The organism is Paenibacillus sp. FJAT-26967, assembly GCF_001541095.1.
Lineage (GTDB): Bacteria > Bacillota > Bacilli > Paenibacillales > NBRC-103111 > Paenibacillus_F.
The window spans coordinates 1,297,046-1,314,899 of the sequence record NZ_LMXH01000001.1 but is presented as its reverse complement, the minus strand read 5'-3'; the positions used below and the strand labels follow the sequence as shown (position 1 = coordinate 1,314,899).

15 protein-coding genes are annotated in these 17,854 nt (G+C 50.5%); 1 reads left to right on the top strand and 14 read right to left on the bottom strand.

What is annotated here, in order from left to right; all coding sequences use genetic code 11:
• Positions 1-161 precede the first annotated feature (161 nt).
• From AR333_RS05790 to gpr, 11 genes are all read right to left on the bottom strand, one after another.
• Positions 162-1,511, bottom strand: coding sequence for an APC family permease (locus AR333_RS05790; RefSeq protein WP_068774338.1), 1,350 nt, complete (start codon positions 1,509-1,511; stop codon positions 162-164).
• A 217-nt stretch (positions 1,512-1,728) separates the two neighbouring features.
• Positions 1,729-2,844 (bottom strand): molecular chaperone DnaJ, encoded by a 1,116-nt coding sequence (gene dnaJ / locus AR333_RS05785; protein WP_068774337.1) that lies wholly within the window; start codon positions 2,842-2,844, stop codon positions 1,729-1,731.
• Positions 2,845-2,958: 114 nt separating this feature from the next.
• Positions 2,959-4,794 (bottom strand): molecular chaperone DnaK, encoded by a 1,836-nt coding sequence (gene dnaK / locus AR333_RS05780; protein ID WP_068774336.1) that lies wholly within the window; start codon positions 4,792-4,794, stop codon positions 2,959-2,961.
• 75 nt (positions 4,795-4,869) lie between these two features.
• A complete protein-coding gene (gene grpE / locus AR333_RS05775) occupies positions 4,870-5,469 on the bottom strand; it encodes a nucleotide exchange factor GrpE (RefSeq protein ID WP_068774335.1) in 600 nt (199 codons plus the stop codon).
• Positions 5,470-5,570: 101 nt separating this feature from the next.
• Positions 5,571-6,596: a heat-inducible transcriptional repressor HrcA gene (gene hrcA / locus AR333_RS05770; RefSeq protein WP_068774334.1), complete on the bottom strand. Its 1,026-nt coding sequence runs from the start codon at positions 6,594-6,596 to the stop codon at positions 5,571-5,573.
• 146 nt (positions 6,597-6,742) lie between these two features.
• Entirely contained in the window at positions 6,743-7,204 is a 462-nt protein-coding gene (locus tag AR333_RS05765; RefSeq protein WP_068774333.1) for an N-acetyltransferase, read from the bottom strand.
• A 158-nt stretch (positions 7,205-7,362) separates the two neighbouring features.
• Entirely contained in the window at positions 7,363-8,511 is a 1,149-nt protein-coding gene (gene hemW, locus AR333_RS05760) for a radical SAM family heme chaperone HemW (RefSeq protein WP_068774332.1), read from the bottom strand.
• A gap of 152 nt (positions 8,512-8,663) precedes the next feature.
• A complete protein-coding gene (gene lepA, locus AR333_RS05755; RefSeq protein ID WP_068774331.1) occupies positions 8,664-10,481 on the bottom strand; it encodes a translation elongation factor 4 in 1,818 nt (605 codons plus the stop codon).
• Between the two features lie 125 nt (positions 10,482-10,606).
• Positions 10,607-11,110 (bottom strand): hypothetical protein, encoded by a 504-nt coding sequence (locus AR333_RS05750; RefSeq protein ID WP_068774330.1) that lies wholly within the window; start codon positions 11,108-11,110, stop codon positions 10,607-10,609.
• 37 nt (positions 11,111-11,147) lie between these two features.
• Positions 11,148-12,356: a stage II sporulation protein P gene (gene spoIIP / locus AR333_RS05745; protein ID WP_068774329.1), complete on the bottom strand. Its 1,209-nt coding sequence runs from the start codon at positions 12,354-12,356 to the stop codon at positions 11,148-11,150.
• Positions 12,357-12,663: 307 nt separating this feature from the next.
• A complete protein-coding gene (gene gpr, locus AR333_RS05740; RefSeq protein ID WP_068774328.1) occupies positions 12,664-13,665 on the bottom strand; it encodes a GPR endopeptidase in 1,002 nt (333 codons plus the stop codon).
• Positions 13,666-13,890: 225 nt separating this feature from the next.
• Here gpr and rpsT point away from each other — a divergent pair, with 225 nt between their 5' ends.
• Positions 13,891-14,163, top strand: coding sequence for a 30S ribosomal protein S20 (gene rpsT / locus AR333_RS05735; protein WP_068774327.1), 273 nt, complete (start codon positions 13,891-13,893; stop codon positions 14,161-14,163).
• 473 nt (positions 14,164-14,636) lie between these two features.
• Here the strand turns inward: rpsT and holA are convergent, their stop codons facing one another.
• From holA to AR333_RS05715, 3 genes are all read right to left on the bottom strand, one after another.
• On the bottom strand, positions 14,637-15,656 hold the full coding sequence (gene holA / locus AR333_RS05725; protein WP_068774325.1) for a DNA polymerase III subunit delta: 1,020 nt from the start codon (positions 15,654-15,656) through the stop codon (positions 14,637-14,639).
• 315 nt (positions 15,657-15,971) lie between these two features.
• The gene (locus AR333_RS05720) at positions 15,972-17,156 is read right to left on the bottom strand and encodes an anti-sigma factor (protein WP_068774324.1); all 1,185 of its coding nucleotides are present in this window, start codon (positions 17,154-17,156) and stop codon (positions 15,972-15,974) included.
• A complete protein-coding gene (locus tag AR333_RS05715) occupies positions 17,153-17,701 on the bottom strand; it encodes an RNA polymerase sigma factor (RefSeq protein WP_068774323.1) in 549 nt (182 codons plus the stop codon). Before AR333_RS05715 ends, AR333_RS05720 begins: the two co-directional genes overlap by 4 nt.
• Between the last annotated feature and the right edge of the window lie 153 nt (positions 17,702-17,854).

Below are 17,854 nucleotides of genomic sequence, written 5' to 3'. Positions count from 1 at the left end.
TGCTTAAAGGAGACCATTCTTATTCGCTCCGAGTGCGTCTTAGACGCCTCATAATCACGGTGCCGGGACTGAATCAATGCTCATTACCCGGTGTCTGTACGGACGGATGAAGCGGATATGCCTGTTTCTTCCTTTTAAACAAGAACATGCCGCCATCCCACTTAGCTGTTCGCCTCGGAATCGTCCATTCTCATTTTACCGACATCGCGTTTGACAACCGTAATCAAATAAATCAGATATGCGGCTCCTACCGCTGTCCAAATCAAGCCCAAAGTCATCGAATGACTATCGAGATGAGTCCAGATATAAGCCACGAAGCCCGCGCCAATCAGCGGTGAAATCAGATACCGTACATAATCCATCGCACTTCTTTGCTTCTTTTTGAACACATAATGAATAATAACCGTAAGGTTTACGAATGTGAACGCGATCAGGGCGCCGAAGTTGATGAACGAAGTCGCTGTGACCAGATCCAGTTTCAGAGCAGTCAGCGACAAGCAGCCGATAATGAGCACGTTATATACAGGCGTGCCGTTCCTGGGATGAACATACCCGAAAATTTTCTTGGGCAGATAATGATCGCGCCCCATCGCGTACAGCAGCCTCGTCACACTCGTCAAAGACACCAGACCGGACGCAAGCGTGGACGATAAAGCCGCCGCCAGGAATACAAGCTGAAATACTTTGCCGCCGATAAAGAGTGCAATTTCAGGAGAAGCCGCTTCCGGATCTTCGAAAACGGAGGTGTCCGGGAAGAGAGATTGTGTAAAATAGGATGCCGTCATGAACAAAATCCCGCCGAGCATCGCAACGAGAATAATGGCGCGCGGCGTATTCTTGACCGGATCGACCGTTTCTTCCGTCAACGTGGATACGGCGTCAAAGCCGAGGAAAGCAAAACACAATATAGACGCGCCCACAAGAAGAGCCGGCAGCGATAAATCCGGACCATAGAAAGGCTGTGCCGAGAACACCTGTCCGGCTCCATCTCCATTCATCAGGCCTCGTATGGCAAGTGCTGCGAATAAGAGCACGACTACGATCTGGAACAAGACTAAGAAAGTATTTACCGAAGCCGTAATTTTGATCTTCAGCAAATTGAGGACGGTAATGAACAATACAAAACCGACAATCCAGATCCACTCGGGAATCCCCGGGAATACCGCGGACAAATAAATGCCGGTTAAGAGCGCATTGATCATCGGCAGGAACAAATAATCAAGCAGTGCAGCCCAGCCTACCAGAAACCCGGCATAGGGATGAATCGTATTCCGGGTGTACGCATATGCAGATCCCGCGGTCGGATACACACGGACCATTTTACCGTAACTTGAAGCCGTAAAAAGAATCGCTAACAAAGTCAGGGCATAGGCGGCCGGAACGTGTCCGCCCGTTTCTTCCGATACGATCCCATACGTATCAAATACCGCCATCGGCGCCATATATCCCAAACCGATAACAACAATGTGCCATAGCTTCAAAGTTCGCTGAAGTTCCACTTGTCGGTTCAATCGAAGCTCTCCTTTATAGATGAAAATGTGTATATCTGCACAAATTATTCTGACTAGAATATAGATACAACGTATTATTATACATGAAATCGCATGCTTATCTAGCGTTACTTTTTAACCCTTGCACCTTTAATAAGCACACGCCAAAAAGCACCCTTTCATGCCCGTTGAAAGGGGATGAAAGGGTGCTTCTCCAGTACTGCCTGCTTCCGCAGCATTAGTCACCGCGGAAAGCTTTGCGCATCTTATCAAAGAACGATTCCTGATGTTCTTTGGTATCCTCTCCGCTCATCTTGGCGAAATCACGGAGCAGATCTTTCTGTTCGTCTGTCAGATTCTTCGGTGTGACGATGACGACTCTCACGTGCTGGTCGCCCTGTCCATAACCGCGAAGCTTCGGAACACCTTTGCCGCGAAGACGGAAGTACGTGCCCGTATCCGTGCCCGCCGGAATCTTCAGCTTCACTTTCTCTGTCAGCGTCGGCACTTCGACTTCAGCGCCAAGCGCCGCCTGTACGAAAGTCAACGGCATATCGAGATAGATGTCGTCATCGCGGCGCTCGAAATATTCGTGCGCTTTGACATGAATCACGACGTACAGATCACCTGCCGGACCGCCGCGTGTACCGCTTTCGCCTTCACCGCTTACGCGCAGCTGTGCGCCGTCGTCCACGCCTGCCGGAATTTTGATGTGTATTTTGCGCTGCTTCTTAATTTTCCCCGATCCGCCGCAATCGCTGCATTTATGGCGGATAGTTTTGCCTTGCCCGTTACAGTTGGAGCAAGGACGGCGGTTTACAATACGGCCAAACGGCGTATTCTGCACCACTTCCTGCTGACCCGAACCCGAGCAGACCGTACAGGTCTCCGGCTTAGTGCCCGGTTTGGCTCCTGAACCGGAACACTTGTCACAATCTTCGGTACGCGGAATCTGCAGATCCAGTTCCTTGCCGAATACCGCTTCTTTGAATTCAATTTGCAAGTTATATTGCAAGTCGCTTCCCCGCTGCGGGGCATTCGGATTACGGCGTCCGCCTCCGCCGCCGAAGAACATATCAAAGATATCGCCGAAACCGCCGCCGCCAAAGTCAGCTCCGCCGCCCATGCCCTGATTCGGATCTACATGCCCGAAACGGTCATAGGTTGATCGTTTCTGATCGTCGCTGAGTATGTCGTAGGCTTCTTTCGCTTCTTTAAACTTCGTTTCTGCATCATCCGCTTTGTTAACATCCGGATGGTATTGACGCGCCAATTTGCGGTAAGCTTTCTTAACGTCTTCCGCAGACGCGTCTTTACTGACGCCCAACACTTCATAATAGTCCCGTTTACTCATGCTCCACCCCCACTAAAAAACGTACCCGACTCCGCGGCGCCCTAACACAGGGAAAGTCAAAGCCGTCAAGACGGCTTTGACTTCTCTTCTGTAACAGACGTTCTACGGCGCGGTTTACTTCTTGTCTTCGTCTACAACTTCGTAATCTGCGTCTACAACGTTGTCTTTCTTGCCTGCATCGGCTGCGCCGGCAGGTCCTGCACCTTGCTCTTGCTGAGCTGCTTGCTCATACAGTTTAACAGACAATTGCTGAACAATTTCAGTCAATTCTTCAGTCGCAGCTTTGATCGTCTCCAGATCATTGCCTTCCAGCGCCTGTTTCACTTTTTCTTTCGCCGCATTGGTTTTGTCGATTTCAGCCTGGTCTACTTTATCTCCCAGATCCTTGATCACTTTGTCAGCGGAGTATACCAGCTGGTCCGCTCCGTTGCGAACTTCGACGAGTTCTTTGCGGAGGCGGTCTTCTTCAGCATGAGCCTCTGCATCCTTCATCATTTTATCGATTTCATCGTCGCTCAGGCCGCTTGAAGACGTGATCGTAATTTTCTGGCTCTTACCTGTTCCCTTATCAAGAGCCGATACATTTACGATACCGTTGGCATCGATATCGAAGGTAACTTCGACTTGCGGAATGCCGCGCGGTGCCGGAGGAATATCTCCAAGCATGAAGCGTCCGAGTGTTTTGTTGTCATTAGCCATAGCGCGTTCGCCTTGCAGAACGTGAATTTCTACGCTCGTCTGGTTATCCGCATAGGTCGTGTATACTTGCGATTTGCTCGTCGGAATGGTCGTGTTGCGGTCGATCATCTTCGTGAATACACCGCCCGCCGTTTCGATACCAAGGGACAGAGGCGTTACGTCCAGCAGGACAACGTCTTTTACGTCGCCAGTCAGAACGCCGGCTTGAACAGCAGCGCCCAGGGCAACTACTTCGTCCGGATTCACGCCTTTGTGCGGATCTTTGCCGATCAATTTCTTAACAGCTTCCACTACAGCCGGGATACGTGTCGAACCGCCGACAAGAACAACCTTGTCAATCTGGTTCGGGGATAATCCAGCGTCACTAAGCGCTTGACGGGTAGGTCCGAGTGTTCTCTCAACGAGTCCAGCGGACAATTCTTCGAACTTCGCACGTGTCAGGTTAAGCTCCAAGTGCTGCGGCACGCCGTCTACTACTGTAATGAACGGCAGGGAGATCGTCGTTGTAAGAACTCCGGAAAGCTCTTTCTTCGCTTTCTCGGCAGCATCCTTCAAACGTTGTACAGCCGCTTTGTCTTTGCTGAGGTCGATGCCGTGCTCTTTTTTAAATTCGCTCGACAAGTATTCGATGATGACTTGGTCAAAATCATCTCCGCCCAGGCTGTTGTCGCCGCTTGTCGCTTTTACTTCGAAGAAGCCGTCGCCGAGCTCAAGGATAGATACGTCGAACGTACCGCCACCCAGGTCATAGACCAGAATTGTCTGATCTTCAGATTTCTCCATACCGTAAGCAAGCGCAGCTGCTGTAGGCTCATTGACAATACGCAGAACTTCCAGACCTGCGATTTTACCCGCGTCTTTAGTAGCTTGGCGCTGGCTGTCGTTGAAATAAGCAGGTACCGTAATAACGGCTTGCGTTACTGTAGTGCCCAGGTATGCTTCCGCATCGGCTTTAAGCTTCTGCAGGATGATAGCGGAGATTTCTTGCGGCGTGAAGTCATTGCCGTCGATCGTTTCCTTGTGGTTCGTACCCATGTGACGCTTGATGGACATAACCGTACGATCCGGATTCGTAATAGACTGGCGTTTAGCCGTCTCGCCGACAACACGTTCGCCGTCTTTCTTAAAACCTACTACGGACGGGGTTGTACGATTGCCTTCCGGGTTAGGAATAACGACTGCCTCGCCGCCTTCCATAACAGCTACGCAAGAGTTGGTGGTTCCTAAGTCAATACCGATTACTTTACTCATGATAAACGAAGTCCTCCTTATAGGGTCATGTGTAGATCTATGTTAAACCGGTGGGCGGGATGTAGTCGGTCTATATTACACGCTCACTTTAACCATGGTCGGACGTATAACTCGGTCCTTGAGCATGTAGCCTTTCTGCATCTCTTCCACTACGATTCCTTCTTCATACTCTTCGGTTTCCACCTGCATAACTGCCTGGTGGAACTCCGGATTAAACGGCTGGCCTACGGCCTGGATCGGCGTAAGACCTTCCTGGGTCATTAATTGCTCCAGCTGGCGATACACCATCTCAATCCCTTTGGCCAAGGCTTCGAAATCTTGTGTTTCCCGGCTGGAAAGAAGGGCGCGGTCAAAGTTGTCGATAACCGGCAACAGCTGCTCAATCAGCTTCAAAGAAGCGTATTTCGCAAACTCTTCCTTCTCCTGTCTGGAACGGCGGCGGAAATTATCGAAATCGGCTTGCGTGCGCAAAAGGCGCTGCTGATTCTCCTCTGCCTGAACGCGAAGTTCCTGCAGTTCGGCATCGCGAGCCGAGGATTGTTCACCGTCTTGCTGAGCAGATTCTTGTCCAGTACCTGCCTCATCAACCGATTCCGCGTGTCCCGCTTCATATGTAGCTTCTGTGTCTGCGGCGTCGGTATTCGGATGGTTATTCTTCGTTTCTTCGGTACTCACTTGTCGTGTTCACCTCCTTAAAAGAGTGGACGGCTGGCTCCAGCCGAACCACGCTTAAGTTTACCCCTCAGGGAGTCTGCATAAACCGGCGTCTGCCCGTGTTATTTATACCAGCGCGAAAGCAGCACTTCCATATTGGAAGACAGATGCTCCAGCAGCCTGATGACTTTGGCATATTCCATCCGGGTCGGACCCAAGATCCCGATCGTCCCGAGCGGTTTGTCGTCAAACGCATACGTAGCGGTAATAAGACTGCAATCATTCATAGCGGCTAAACTGTTCTCAGAACCGATCTTAATTTGCAGACCATTAGGCGATGAGGTCACTAATTTGAAAATAACCGGCGTCTGCTCCAGCAAATCCAAAATGCTTTTCACCTTATCGACGTCCTTGAACTCGGGCTGGGTCAACATATTGGTCGTTCCGCTCAAGAAAATACGGTCCTTCTCATCGTTCTCCAGTACGCTTTCAACCATTGCCAGCAATTCATAATAACCGGACGCATATTTGTTCAGCTCATCGGCTACTTCCGTATACAGCTTCGACTTGAACTGCAGAAGCGGCACTCCTTTGAGCCTTGCATTCAGAAGGTTAACCACCTTCTCGATTTCAGCTACGGGTATTCCCGGAGGAATAGGGACTGTCTTGTTCTCCACATGTCCCGTATTCGTTACGATAATGGCAACCGCGGTCGTGTCGCTAATCGGAATAATCTGCAAATGCTTCAGCGTATTCGTAAACACTTCAGGTCCAAGGACGATGGATGTGTAGTTGGTCAGACCCGATAGCATATTGGCCGTGTGCTGGATAACTTCTTCCATAGCCTGGAGCTTCTCGGCAAAGAAGCGCTTGACCGTCTCTACTTCGTGGGCATCCAGCGAGCCATGCTGCACAAGATGATCGACGTAATAGCGGTAACCCTTGTGAGAAGGAATACGGCCGGCGGACGTATGAGGCTGCTCCAGGAAGCCCAGCTCCTCAAGATCCGACATTTCATTGCGGATCGTCGCGGGGCTGTAACCTACATCACCCCGTTTGGAAATACTGCGTGAGCCAATGGGTTCTGCAGAACGTATATAATCATCGACTATGGCGGTTAAAATCATCTGTTGACGCTCTGTTAGCACAGGTAACTCCTCCTTCTCCTCTTTGGATTTTACACGCTACGCACGCCTAACCGGAACGTCCGGCTGTTGTCCGTTCGTTAGCACTCAACCTTAGCGAGTGCTAAATCATAATACAAAAATAACAGACCTCTCGGTCTGTTGTCAAGTCAATCGAGCTCTCTAAGTACAGCAATTTCGTCACAGCAGTATTGCTTGTTGCAGTGCATGCAGTCGGTCCACACTTTTTCGGGAAAAATATGTTTAGGTACAATGGTAAATCCGTTCTTCTGAAAAAATCGCACCTCGTATGTCAGAGCCATGACTTTGGTAATATTCTGATCTCTCGCTTCTTCCAGCAGACAATCGACGAGCTTAGAGCCGACTCCCTTGCCCTTGTAATCTTCCGATACCCCGAGAGACCGGATCTCCACGAGATTCGCTCCCAGTTTGGTAAGTGAACCGCAGCCGATCAGGACCCCTTCATCTACCGCGACAACAAAAGAATCCAGCTGCTGCTGTACCATCTCTCTGCTGCGGGGAAGCATAATCCCTTGACTCGCATATCCCTGTATCATTTCCACTAATTCGTCCACATCAACTTCGGTTGCTTTCCGGCAAGCTATCGTCATCGCTACTCCCACCATTTCGTGCTGAAAAGTAAAAAAACACCTGTACGAATCATACAAAGCCGTATGTTTATTGAATAAATATACATCAGCTTGCATAATCGCACAAGTGGCATTTTACATAATATTCATCTAAAACGGCGGCTAGTCCCTCAAATCATCTAAAGAAACGCGGCAAATACATCATTGCCGAACAGTATCCCCTTCTCGCTAAGCCGGAGCCTGTCCCCCGCAATTTCCAGCAGTCCTTTGGACGTGAGGCTTGTGACAATAGGCCCGAATTTTTCTTCTATAGAAATACCGAACTGAGCGCGGAAGTCCTCATCTCTAACGCCTTCCAGCAGCCTCAGCCCAACCATCATGAAATCCTCCATGGCCTCTTCACGGGTAACCTCGAAGCGTTCCAGATGAGGCATCGCTTCTTTGGTCTTATTTATATAAGGCTGAACGCCTTTAATGTTGACATGCCGGAAGCCGCCTGCGTATCCGTGCGCTCCGGCGCCGAGTCCATAGTAAGGCTCATTGCGCCAGTAAGTGCGGTTGTGCCGGCTCTCATAACCGTGCTTGGCGAAATTGCTGATCTCATACATCTCATACCCCGCCTGCTTCAGGCGGCGCATAATAAGCAGGTACATCTCCAGCTCCTCATCTTCACTCGGCAGCGGAAGCTGGTTCTTGTTATACATCGTATGGAAAAGCGTATTCTCTTCCACTTTGAGGCTGTATATGGAGTAATGCTTCAGATCGAGTGCAAGTGCTTCATCCAGTGTCTTCTGCATGATTTCGGGCGTCTGCTTGGGCAGGCCGAACATCAGATCAATCGACATGTTGTCAAAACCAAGCTTTGCGGCATTCTCCAGACTGCGGTAGACATCATCCGTGTTATGAATGCGTCCGATTGTCTCCAGCAGCGCGTTATCAAAAGACTGGACACCGAACGAAATCCGGTTGACTCCTCCCTCTTTCATCGCAGCAAGCTTCTCGAGATCGGTCGTACCGGGATTAGCTTCCATCGAGAACTCCAGTTCAGCCTGACGCTCGGGAAAATACGTCCGCACCAGTTTGAGAAAATGAGCCATCTGATCCGGAAGCAGAACGGTAGGTGTTCCTCCGCCGACGAAAATCGTTTCAATTTCTCCGGGCGGCATCGATTTCACCGTAAGCTCCATCTCGCGTTCAAGCCCGTCCAGATAATCCATAACAGGCTGGCCTTTAAGGACATAAGAGTTAAAATCACAGTAATAGCATTTATTCGTGCAAAACGGAATATGAATATAAACCGCCTTTGGGGCGGAATAAAGTGGTTTCATTGCGGGTTGTTCCTTTCCAGTCAAGGTCCGGCTGAAGCCGTTCCTTCATTGTACTACAAAAGCAAACAAGATCGAAGTCAGGATGCTCTGCGTCATAAAAATAAAAATAGGAGCACTAGGCTCCTATTTAAGCTGCTGTAACAGCAGCAGTTTTAGTTGTCGTCGATTTTGAGCACCGCCATGAATGCTTCCTGCGGCACTTCAACGCTGCCGACCTGCTTCATGCGTTTTTTACCTTCCTTCTGCTTCTCCAGAAGTTTCCGTTTACGCGAGATATCGCCGCCGTAACATTTGGCAAGAACGTTCTTGCGCATTGCTTTGACCGTCTCTCGGGAAATAATCTTCTGTCCGATTGCAGCCTGAATCGGCACCTCGAACATTTGACGAGGAATGAGCTCTTTGAGCTTCTCGCATATAATACGGCCGCGGTTATAGGCACTGTCGCGATGTACGATGAATGACAGAGCATCGACCTGTTCGGCATTCAGCATGATGTCCATTTTGACGAGGTTCGATTTCTTATAGCCCGAGATCTCGTAATCAAAGGAAGCGTACCCTTTGGTTCGCGATTTCAGCAGATCGAAGAAGTCATATACAATCTCGGCAAGCGGGATATTGTAAGACAGTGTCACCCGGTTCGTATCCAGGTATTCCATGTTCAGAAATTCTCCGCGCTTATTCTGGCAAAGATCCATAATCGCTCCGACATAGTCATTGGGCACAATTACAGACGCCTTAACGTAAGGCTCCTCTACGAAATCAATGCGCTGAGGATCCGGATAGTTCGAAGGGTTGTCGATCTCGACCACATCACCATTGGTCATGGTGATTCGGTAGATAACGCTCGGTGCGGTCGTGATGAGCGGAATGTTAAATTCACGTTCAATCCGTTCCTGGATAATCTCCATATGGAGAAGTCCCAAAAATCCGCAGCGGTAGCCGAACCCGAGTGCTGTAGAAGTCTCCGGCTCATACGTAAGCGAAGCATCGTTGAGCTCCAGCTTCTCAAGCGCATCGCGGAGGTCGTTGTAGTCCGAGGTTTCGATCGGATACAATCCGCAGAATACCATCGGATTGATCTTGCGGTAGCCCGGCAGCGGCTCAAGAGCCGGTTTGGCGGCATTGGTGACGGTATCACCGACACGCGTGTCGCCGACCGTCTTGATGCCTGCCACGATGAAACCGACATCGCCCACATGAAGCTCGTTGACCATGGTCATGCGGGGCATGAAAGCACCGACCTCGATGACTTCAAATGTTTTACCGGTTGCCATCATTTTGATTTTGGAACCTGTCTTGATAGAGCCGTCAACGACACGCACGTACATAATGACGCCTTTGTACGGATCGTAATGCGAGTCAAAAATGAGCGCTTTGAGAGGCTCGTCTGGGTCACCCTGCGGAGCCGGGACCTTCTGGCATACCTGCTCCAGAATTTCCTTGATGCCGATGCCCGCCTTGGCGGAAGCCAGAACGGCATCGCTCGCGTCGAGGCCGATTACATCCTCGACCTCTTGCTTGACACGCTCCGGATCTGCACTCGGCAGGTCAATTTTATTGATAACCGGCAGAATCTCAAGATTGTTGTCCAAGGCCAAATACACGTTAGCCAGTGTCTGGGCTTCGATGCCTTGGGCGGCGTCTACCACGAGAAGGGCGCCTTCGCATGCAGCAAGGCTCCGGGATACTTCATAGGTGAAATCCACATGTCCCGGGGTATCGATGAGATTCAGGATATACTCTTGCCCGTCGTCGGCTTTGTAGTTCAGTCTGACGGCCTGGAGCTTGATGGTAATACCCCGTTCCCGTTCAAGATCCATCTGGTCCAGAACCTGCTCCTGCATCTCACGGGACGACAAAGCCCCGGTGAATTCCAGAATACGGTCTGCCAGCGTTGATTTACCGTGGTCAATATGCGCGATAATCGAAAAGTTTCGAATTTGTTGTTGCCTTTGGCGAATGTCCGTCATGCCTAACCCCCACACAGTTACATACAGTATCTTTTATTATATCAGTCCGGAGGTTCGGCGGCAATGCTTATCCGTTTACACCCTGAATATGCAGGGATTACACTCATTGACCCGGGTGTTCCTCCCTATTTCACAACCCATTCGAACAAGGAAACGACACCGTCCATGCCGGACTGGGCGGTTATTTCCAACAGGTCGCCAAGCTTGTTGCCCAGATGGTTCATGGAGCCGATTTCTTCAGGCCCGCCGGACGTGATAGGACGCGGCGCCGGCGGCGAAGGCTCCGGGGTTGGCTGCACTGCAGCTCCGTTTCTTTGCGGAGCGCGGTTGTCAGCCCCGTTCGTGGCATCTGAATCGGCAGGCATCCCGCTGCGTGCGCCGGCGGAACTGGCCGGCACCGATACGCCGCCCCGGGGCACGGCCCTGATGGCCGTCTCCCCGGCAGAAGGACTTCCATCCGCAGATGGACCCGCCGCCCGCCCGCCTGAGACAGACGAGACCGGCCGGCCTGCGCCGCTCTCCGGCCCTTCAATCCGGTTCATGCCGCGGGAAGCCAGGTCGACTCCGAACATGACGCAGAAACTCAGTACAATCCCATACATAAACAACTTCCAATACCAGCGCGGCATGTTCAGCCCTCCCGTCTTTGTTCCTGCTCATCAGGAATCAAGATTTTTTACCTGCCGGAGCCGTCACTTTCTCCGCATCCATGATAACTTCCGAGATTGATTTGGCGAGCAGCTCCGCAGTCCGGTAGCACTCTTCCAGGGTGTTGTAGGGTCCGCCGATTTCGACAAGCACACTGTTCGGGGAAAAATTCTGATTGTATACGCCGTTCACTTCATGTCCCGCTTTAGCGTGAATCCCTTTGGAAATCCCGGGCATCTTGCCTTCTAAGATGTCATGAATTTTGCCGGCAAAACTCTCATTCTCTTTCCAGTTCGGATTCTCGCCACCGAGAATAAAATAAACCTGGGCATAATCCTTTCCATTCAGGCTGACCGTTGTCCGCTTTCTTTCCTGGGAATCGCGGTGAATGTCGAAGTAGAACTTGAGGTCCGGATGCTTGCCCGCGGCCGCTTCAAGCGTCTTCAAGGAATATTTGTACGAGTACGCATATTTGAAATCCTTGACGGTGCTCGGATAAATCGAATCGGAATGAACCGCCCCGACGCCCTCCTTCTCCAGATATTCCGCAAGTTTCTTGCCGACCAGTGTAACGTTGGTTTTGGCATCGTACGCCTTATCCGGGTCCGTCACTCCCTTAAGCTCCGGCAGAAACGATTCGTTGCTGTGAGACTGGTAAATAAAAGCTACATTGCGTCCGGGCCCCTTCGGCTTATCCTCTCCCGCTGCGGGAGTCGGTGACGGAGTCGACGCAGGCGGCTCCGCAGCAGCCGCGCCTCCCGTATTCCCGCTCACCACGCCCTCAGCGGGCGTATATTCGACCGGGCCGCTTCCGTCGCTGTCTTTGCCCGTGCGCAGCACAGTGCTCTTCTCAGCCTTCAGACCGGGCACCTCCTGGGCAATGAGACTTTTGGGGTCGCCGGGATTAATATCGGTCAGGAAGCGGACGGCAAAGCTCAACATATTCTGCTGGGAGAAAGTGAATTTGCGGTGATCGTTTCTGAGATGAGGCACCTCTAACCCCAGCATATCCAGAAAAAACTGATTGGAAACCGAGGCTGCCAGTCCTTTCATCGAAGAGACAGGTGAAGTGGACAGCCGGGATTGCAGCATGCTTCCGATACCGAGCAGTACAAACAAAATCAGGGTACATAAGCTGAGTGTAACTGCGGTTTTCCCTATGATTCCGGCACTTTGAAACGTATGGCGAATTTTGCTGAGATTGAAGGTAACGTCTGTTCTTTTCATGGGGATTCCTCCTAGCATTTGGGCTGGTACCTGTCCGGTTTCAGTGATCCGCTTCGTGCGGCAGTGAATCTATCTACTCCCAATCTATGAGCCCGTCCCTTTCGCTAGAACCACTTTTCCCATCAAAATTAGCTGTGCTTCCACGTTAGAGCGCAATCTATCAGATTAAATCCGTGCCATCTCTTGCTTTTGGAATTGGCAAAATACCCCTGGGCCCACCGGTGAGCCGAATGCCATACAAAAAAGAGTATCCGGCACTGCGCTCAGGCAGCACGGGATACTCCTTGAAACCAGTTCAGCTCTGCAATTAATGCGTATAAGCCGCCACATTGCTCGTATCTACCGCATCATGCAGAGCCGCGTTGAGACCCGATGCGATAATATTCGCGATATCTTCGATAAACTCGTCAATTTCCTTCGGCGTCACAAGAAGATCATGTCCGAGCGGGTTCAGCACTTCCCTCACGAGAGCCAGCCGCTCCTGCTCCGGCAAATCATCCAGCATGCCGAGGATATCTTGCGTATTGGAAGTTTGTGAACGGAAATATTGCTGCATCATATCAATGCAGGAATTTACAATGGATGAAGCATACACAACTGTCGGCACGCCAATAGCGATGACCGGGATACCGAGCGTCTCGAACGTGAGGCCTCTTCGCTTATTGCCGATGCCCGAGCCGGGATTGATTCCCGTGTCTGCAATCTGAATGGTCGTGTTCACTCTCTCCAGAGCCTGGGAAGCGAGCGCATCCACCGCGATAATCAGATCCGGGCGCGATTTGTTCACAATACCCTCAACGATCTCGCTGCTCTCGATTCCTGTCGTTCCCAGCACGCCAGGCGCAACCGCACTGACCGGCCGGTAACCGGGACTAACTTGTCCCGGCATCAACTCGAAGTAATGCCGCGTGACCAGGATGTTCTCTACGACAAGCGGTCCGAGTGCATCCGGTGTCACGTTCCAGTTCCCCAATCCTACAACCAGTATTTTAGAATCCGGAGTAATCCCGGCATTTTGCAGATACTGCTCGAAGACCTGGGCGAATTTTGTAGCTACGCGGTCTTGCAGCTGGGAATCCTTCTTGCGAAGCTCCGGCACTTCAATCGTCAGATACCGTCCCGGCATTTTGCCGATTGCACGCGCTCCTTCATCTGTCGTAACCTGAATGTTCGTGATCCGAATGCCGCCGTCTTCAGTTATCTCCGAAATAACTCCCGGTATTTCCGTGCTTCTTCTCGCTTCCGCCACCAAGTCTCTGGCTTCAAGCGCCAAATCGGTTCTCACGGTATAAGCGCTAAGATCCGCCATTGATCATTCCTCCTGTTACGGGCTACAGCCCTCTCGCGTGCCTATAGTGTGCGGACGACAGCCAGAAATTATTCAATATTTCTACCGGAACCGGGCAATTTCGCGCTCTCCGGAAAGCTAGATAGAAGCTATTGATTTTTAAAAGTAGCCGTGTTAAACTACATAGAGTTGTCAACAATCATGGAAAACGTTCGATTGTGTACCTGAAGTAGGAGGTGAATGTCAATGCCAAACATCAAATCCGCGATCAAAAGAGTTAAAGTAAGTGAGAAACGTCGCCTGCGCAATGCTTCCGACAAGTCCGCTCTTCGTACAGCTGTTAAAGCTTTCGAAACGACGGTTGCCAGCAATAACGTAGAATCCGCTAAAGAAGCTCTGATCAACGCGTCCAAGAAATTGGACAAAGCAGCTTCCAAAGGATTAATCCATAAAAATGCCGCTAGCCGCAAGAAGTCCCGTTTAGCGAAGAAGCTTAACGCACTTTCCGCACAAGGCTAATAAGCATTACCTACACATAGGTGACGAGAAGACCGGATTCCCCAAGGGACCCGGTCTTTTTTTAATTTCTTAAAGTTAAGCAACTGGCAATAAAAATAATTAGGAAAGAAGGGATTATAATGAGCAAGTCCTCCATTAGGAAGCGGCTCACACTTCTTGGCACCTTATTATTTGCCACAGGTCTGGCCTTCAGGATTATTGAAGAACTTATTCCCTACAGAACTATAAGTATTATTGGAATGATTGCGGGCATCATCCTCATTCTTATCTCTAATTTTTACAGAGAACAAAGAAGCAGGGACTAAACCCGGCTTCTTTGTTCAAGCATTTATATAACAGTCGATTCTAACCCAGCGTCCTGCACAAGCTCCGTAACATCGTCCGTTCCATAGCCCGTAGACTGCTGTACATAACCAAGATTATAGGCTATCAGATCACCTCGTTTAGAAGACGTCTACAGTACATGGCGAACCTTATACTGCCAGCCCCAGCAGAAACAGCTCCAAGCCGAGCACCTTGTCAATTCCGCCGCTTTTCATTTTAAAATCCAAATCTGAGAGCTGGGAAATGATGCGGCTCAGCTTCTCCGTGTCATAGGCTCTTGCCTGCCCTTCAGCTACTTTGACCGCATAGGGGTGAAGACCAAGCTGTCCGGCTATCTGCTGATGAGAATAACTCTGCTTGCTGAGCTCCTTAACCTGAAGCATAATGCGGAACTGGCGGGCCATCAGCATGACAATTTTGATAGGTTCTTCTCTTTGCTTAAGCAGTTCTTCCAGCAGAGCGAAAGCTTTATCAAGACGAAGCTGCACAACCTGCTCGATCAGAATGAATACATTCTGTTCCGTGCTGCGCACGACTAGCGCTTCAATCAGCTCTTCCGTAACCGTTCCGCCACGGCCCACATTCAGTGCAATCTTCTCCATCTCGGCCGCTAAAGTCTGAAGATGCCCACCGGTATACAGAATAAGCTGCTCGGCGGCCCGATCCGTCAAAGTGACATCTTCTCGCTTGGCCTCTCGGCGCACCCACTGCTGGAGCTCTTCCGCCGTTAACGGCAGGCACGGCACCAGTACATTCTTCTCCTTCAGGAGCTTCACGATCTTCTTCCGCTCATCCAGCTTGTCCGCCTGGACCATAAAAATAAGCACCGTATAGTCAACAGGCGACTGAAGGTATTCCGTCAGACGATCAAGCTGATGCTCGACCTTCCCGCTATCTTTGCTTCCTGTAAAAAACTGCGCATTCCCTGCCGTAATTAATTTGCGCGGGACCATGAACGGAAGTGTCTCAGCGTCCGCAATAACACTCTGGACAGAAGTCTCTGCCAAATCATATTTGCTGACCGCAAAGTCACGATGCTCAGGCTCGATCATTTTATCTGAAATTCTCCGAATAAACTGCCGGATCAGGTACGACTCGCTTCCGTAACATACATAAACCGGCTCGAACCGGCCTTCGTCTATTTGTTTTAATGCTTGTTTGTATTCCATCTGTTCGTTCCCCTCTTCGGTATCCCTTATCCCCCATCTTACCAATGACAAAGGGATTACGTCAAAACGGTTTCCCGTCTTGCCGTAATCCCTGTGCCCGAGCAGAAGAAGAACATGCTGCCTCCGCATACAACCGTTTGGAAGGCATCTATTTGAACACGGAAAAAAAGCTCTAGAAACTTTTTGTCCCGTGGCTGTCATGATGCTTAGCACCCGTATCTCTTCTGATCTCCGTGCTTTAAATGGAGTGCCTTGTTAATTCAGCATACGCTCTATCGAATGAATTGTGCGCGTCCCAAAAAAAAGAAGCACACCCTATTGAGTGCGCTCCTGCTTTGTTTTGAGGGATACAATAAAAGTTTGCTGCTGGTCACCGCTTGTAACCTGATAAGTTAACTCGTCGTTGCCTTTCCAGCCCACTATCTTAACTGCATCCGTTTCTTTCCATTGCTTATCCGAAACGTATACGGGAGCTCCGCCGGCTGTAAGAATGGTTAACCTGCCCTCATCAAATGCAGCGGTTAATTTCTTATCCGGCGATAATCCGGCATTCTGCTGAGCCGTCAGGGGTGTTCCCTTATCCGTATCCGGCTCTTTGGTAGCGATTTGACCGCCGCCATCCGCTTCCCCTACAACAGGGGTAGAGCCGGTGGTAGGAGCAGGTGTGGTCTGGCTGCCAGTGTTTTTAGAAATTCCTTTGTCCCCGTTATCATGAGTAGCGGGAGGCGTTGGCGTAACCGCTGAACTAGGCGGCGGCGTTGTGACACTGCCGCCCGGTGACGCCTCATTAGCAGCCTTTGTATCCGATGACGTGCTGCCAGGAGTACCGGCAGACTGGTCGGCATCTTTATCCGAAGAACGCGAATCCGGGGCTTTTACTCCGTTATCCGCTGGTACAGGTGATTCCTTAACGGAACCTGCAGCTGTCTGGGCGGGAGTGTCCGTGTTCGACTGTGCCGCCTTGTTCTTATCGCTATTCTGATCCGAAACCGCTGTAGATGAAGCATCCGGCAACGGACTCGTTCCGATCTCCGATGATTTCTCGCTGACGCCAAAAGGATTCAGCAAACCTTCCGCATCGGAACGAACCGGGCCCTGCGTATTAAACGCAAAAAATCCGAGTACGAAACTAGCCGCTACCACACCACTCACGGTCTTCCATGAAACGGCGGCAGTTATACGGCGCTTCCAAGGAAGCGGCTGCGGGGAACGCGGGGAGCGATCATGGATATGCGAGAGACCGGCTGCCTCTTCACGGCCTCCCTTCTTCAGCTCCTGATCCAACTGCTCAAGCTGCGGCAGAATAGAATCGACGATACTGAACGATGGTCTGACCTTCGGCAAGTTCTCAAGCTCCCTGGACAACATACGCAGCCGCTGCAGCATGGCGCTGCATTCCGGACACTGCTGTGTGTGCTGAGTCAGGCGTTGCCGCTCAAGATCATTTAAATCTCCATCAAGATCTCTCTGCATGAGTTCCTTCACCTCTTTGCAATTCATCCCCGTACACCTCCTTTCTGATAGTCTTGGAGTAACCCTTGAAGCTGTTGTCTCGCCCGAAACAAGTAAGATTTTACCGTGTTGAGCGGAAGTCCCAAACAGTCCGCAATCTCGTGATACGAGAAGTCCTGCAAATATCGCAAAACGACGACCGAACGGTGATGATCCGGAAGTTTCTCAATCGCATCTTTAATATCCTTAGCCAAGTATCCGATCATGACCTCGTCTTCAACGTCCCTGGGGGTAGTGAACGTCATTTCGTATTCATCAATCGATACGGTCGGCTTCGTCTTGCGGAATTTGTCGATACAGATATTCGTCACAATACGCTGCACCCATGTCTTAAAGAGAGCCTTCTCTTCATAAGATTGGATTTTCGTATAAATACGAATCAGCGCTTCCTGCGATGCATCGAGGGCGTCCTGCTCATTACCAAGCAAATAATATGCCGTGCGGTAGACGTGGGTCTCAATTTCTCTCAATATTCCGACAAGCGCTTCCCGGTCACCCGATTGAGCCGCTTTTACCAGTTCGGGCGCTACCACAAGAATCCCCCTCTCCTGCAACTATACAGACGGTTTTATATTCATGAATGTTGCAACATATACATAAATTTAGGACTTTCATTCTAATAGGATATCAAAAAAGAGACTACAGGTATACTTAAACCGGAGAAAATTTACATAATGGGAAATGTC

What these genes read in the sequence shown, in the direction of transcription:
- AR333_RS05765 (WP_068774333.1), bottom strand. Translation starts at nt 7,204, where the DNA reads ATGACGATAGCTTGCCGGAAAGCAACCGAAGTTGATGTGGACGAATTA.
- AR333_RS05750 (WP_068774330.1), bottom strand. Translation starts at nt 11,110, where the DNA reads ATGCCGCGCTGGTATTGGAAGTTGTTTATGTATGGGATTGTACTGAGT.
- holA (WP_068774325.1), bottom strand. Translation starts at nt 15,656, where the DNA reads ATGGAATACAAACAAGCATTAAAACAAATAGACGAAGGCCGGTTCGAG.
- lepA (WP_068774331.1), bottom strand. Translation starts at nt 10,481, where the DNA reads ATGACGGACATTCGCCAAAGGCAACAACAAATTCGAAACTTTTCGATT.
- hemW (WP_068774332.1), bottom strand. Translation starts at nt 8,511, where the DNA reads ATGAAACCACTTTATTCCGCCCCAAAGGCGGTTTATATTCATATTCCG.
- spoIIP (WP_068774329.1), bottom strand. Translation starts at nt 12,356, where the DNA reads ATGAAAAGAACAGACGTTACCTTCAATCTCAGCAAAATTCGCCATACG.
- gpr (WP_068774328.1), bottom strand. Translation starts at nt 13,665, where the DNA reads ATGGCGGATCTTAGCGCTTATACCGTGAGAACCGATTTGGCGCTTGAA.
- AR333_RS05720 (WP_068774324.1), bottom strand. Translation starts at nt 17,156, where the DNA reads ATGAATTGCAAAGAGGTGAAGGAACTCATGCAGAGAGATCTTGATGGA.
- rpsT (WP_068774327.1), top strand. Translation starts at nt 13,891, where the DNA reads ATGCCAAACATCAAATCCGCGATCAAAAGAGTTAAAGTAAGTGAGAAA.
- dnaJ (WP_068774337.1), bottom strand. Translation starts at nt 2,844, where the DNA reads ATGAGTAAACGGGACTATTATGAAGTGTTGGGCGTCAGTAAAGACGCG.
- dnaK (WP_068774336.1), bottom strand. Translation starts at nt 4,794, where the DNA reads ATGAGTAAAGTAATCGGTATTGACTTAGGAACCACCAACTCTTGCGTA.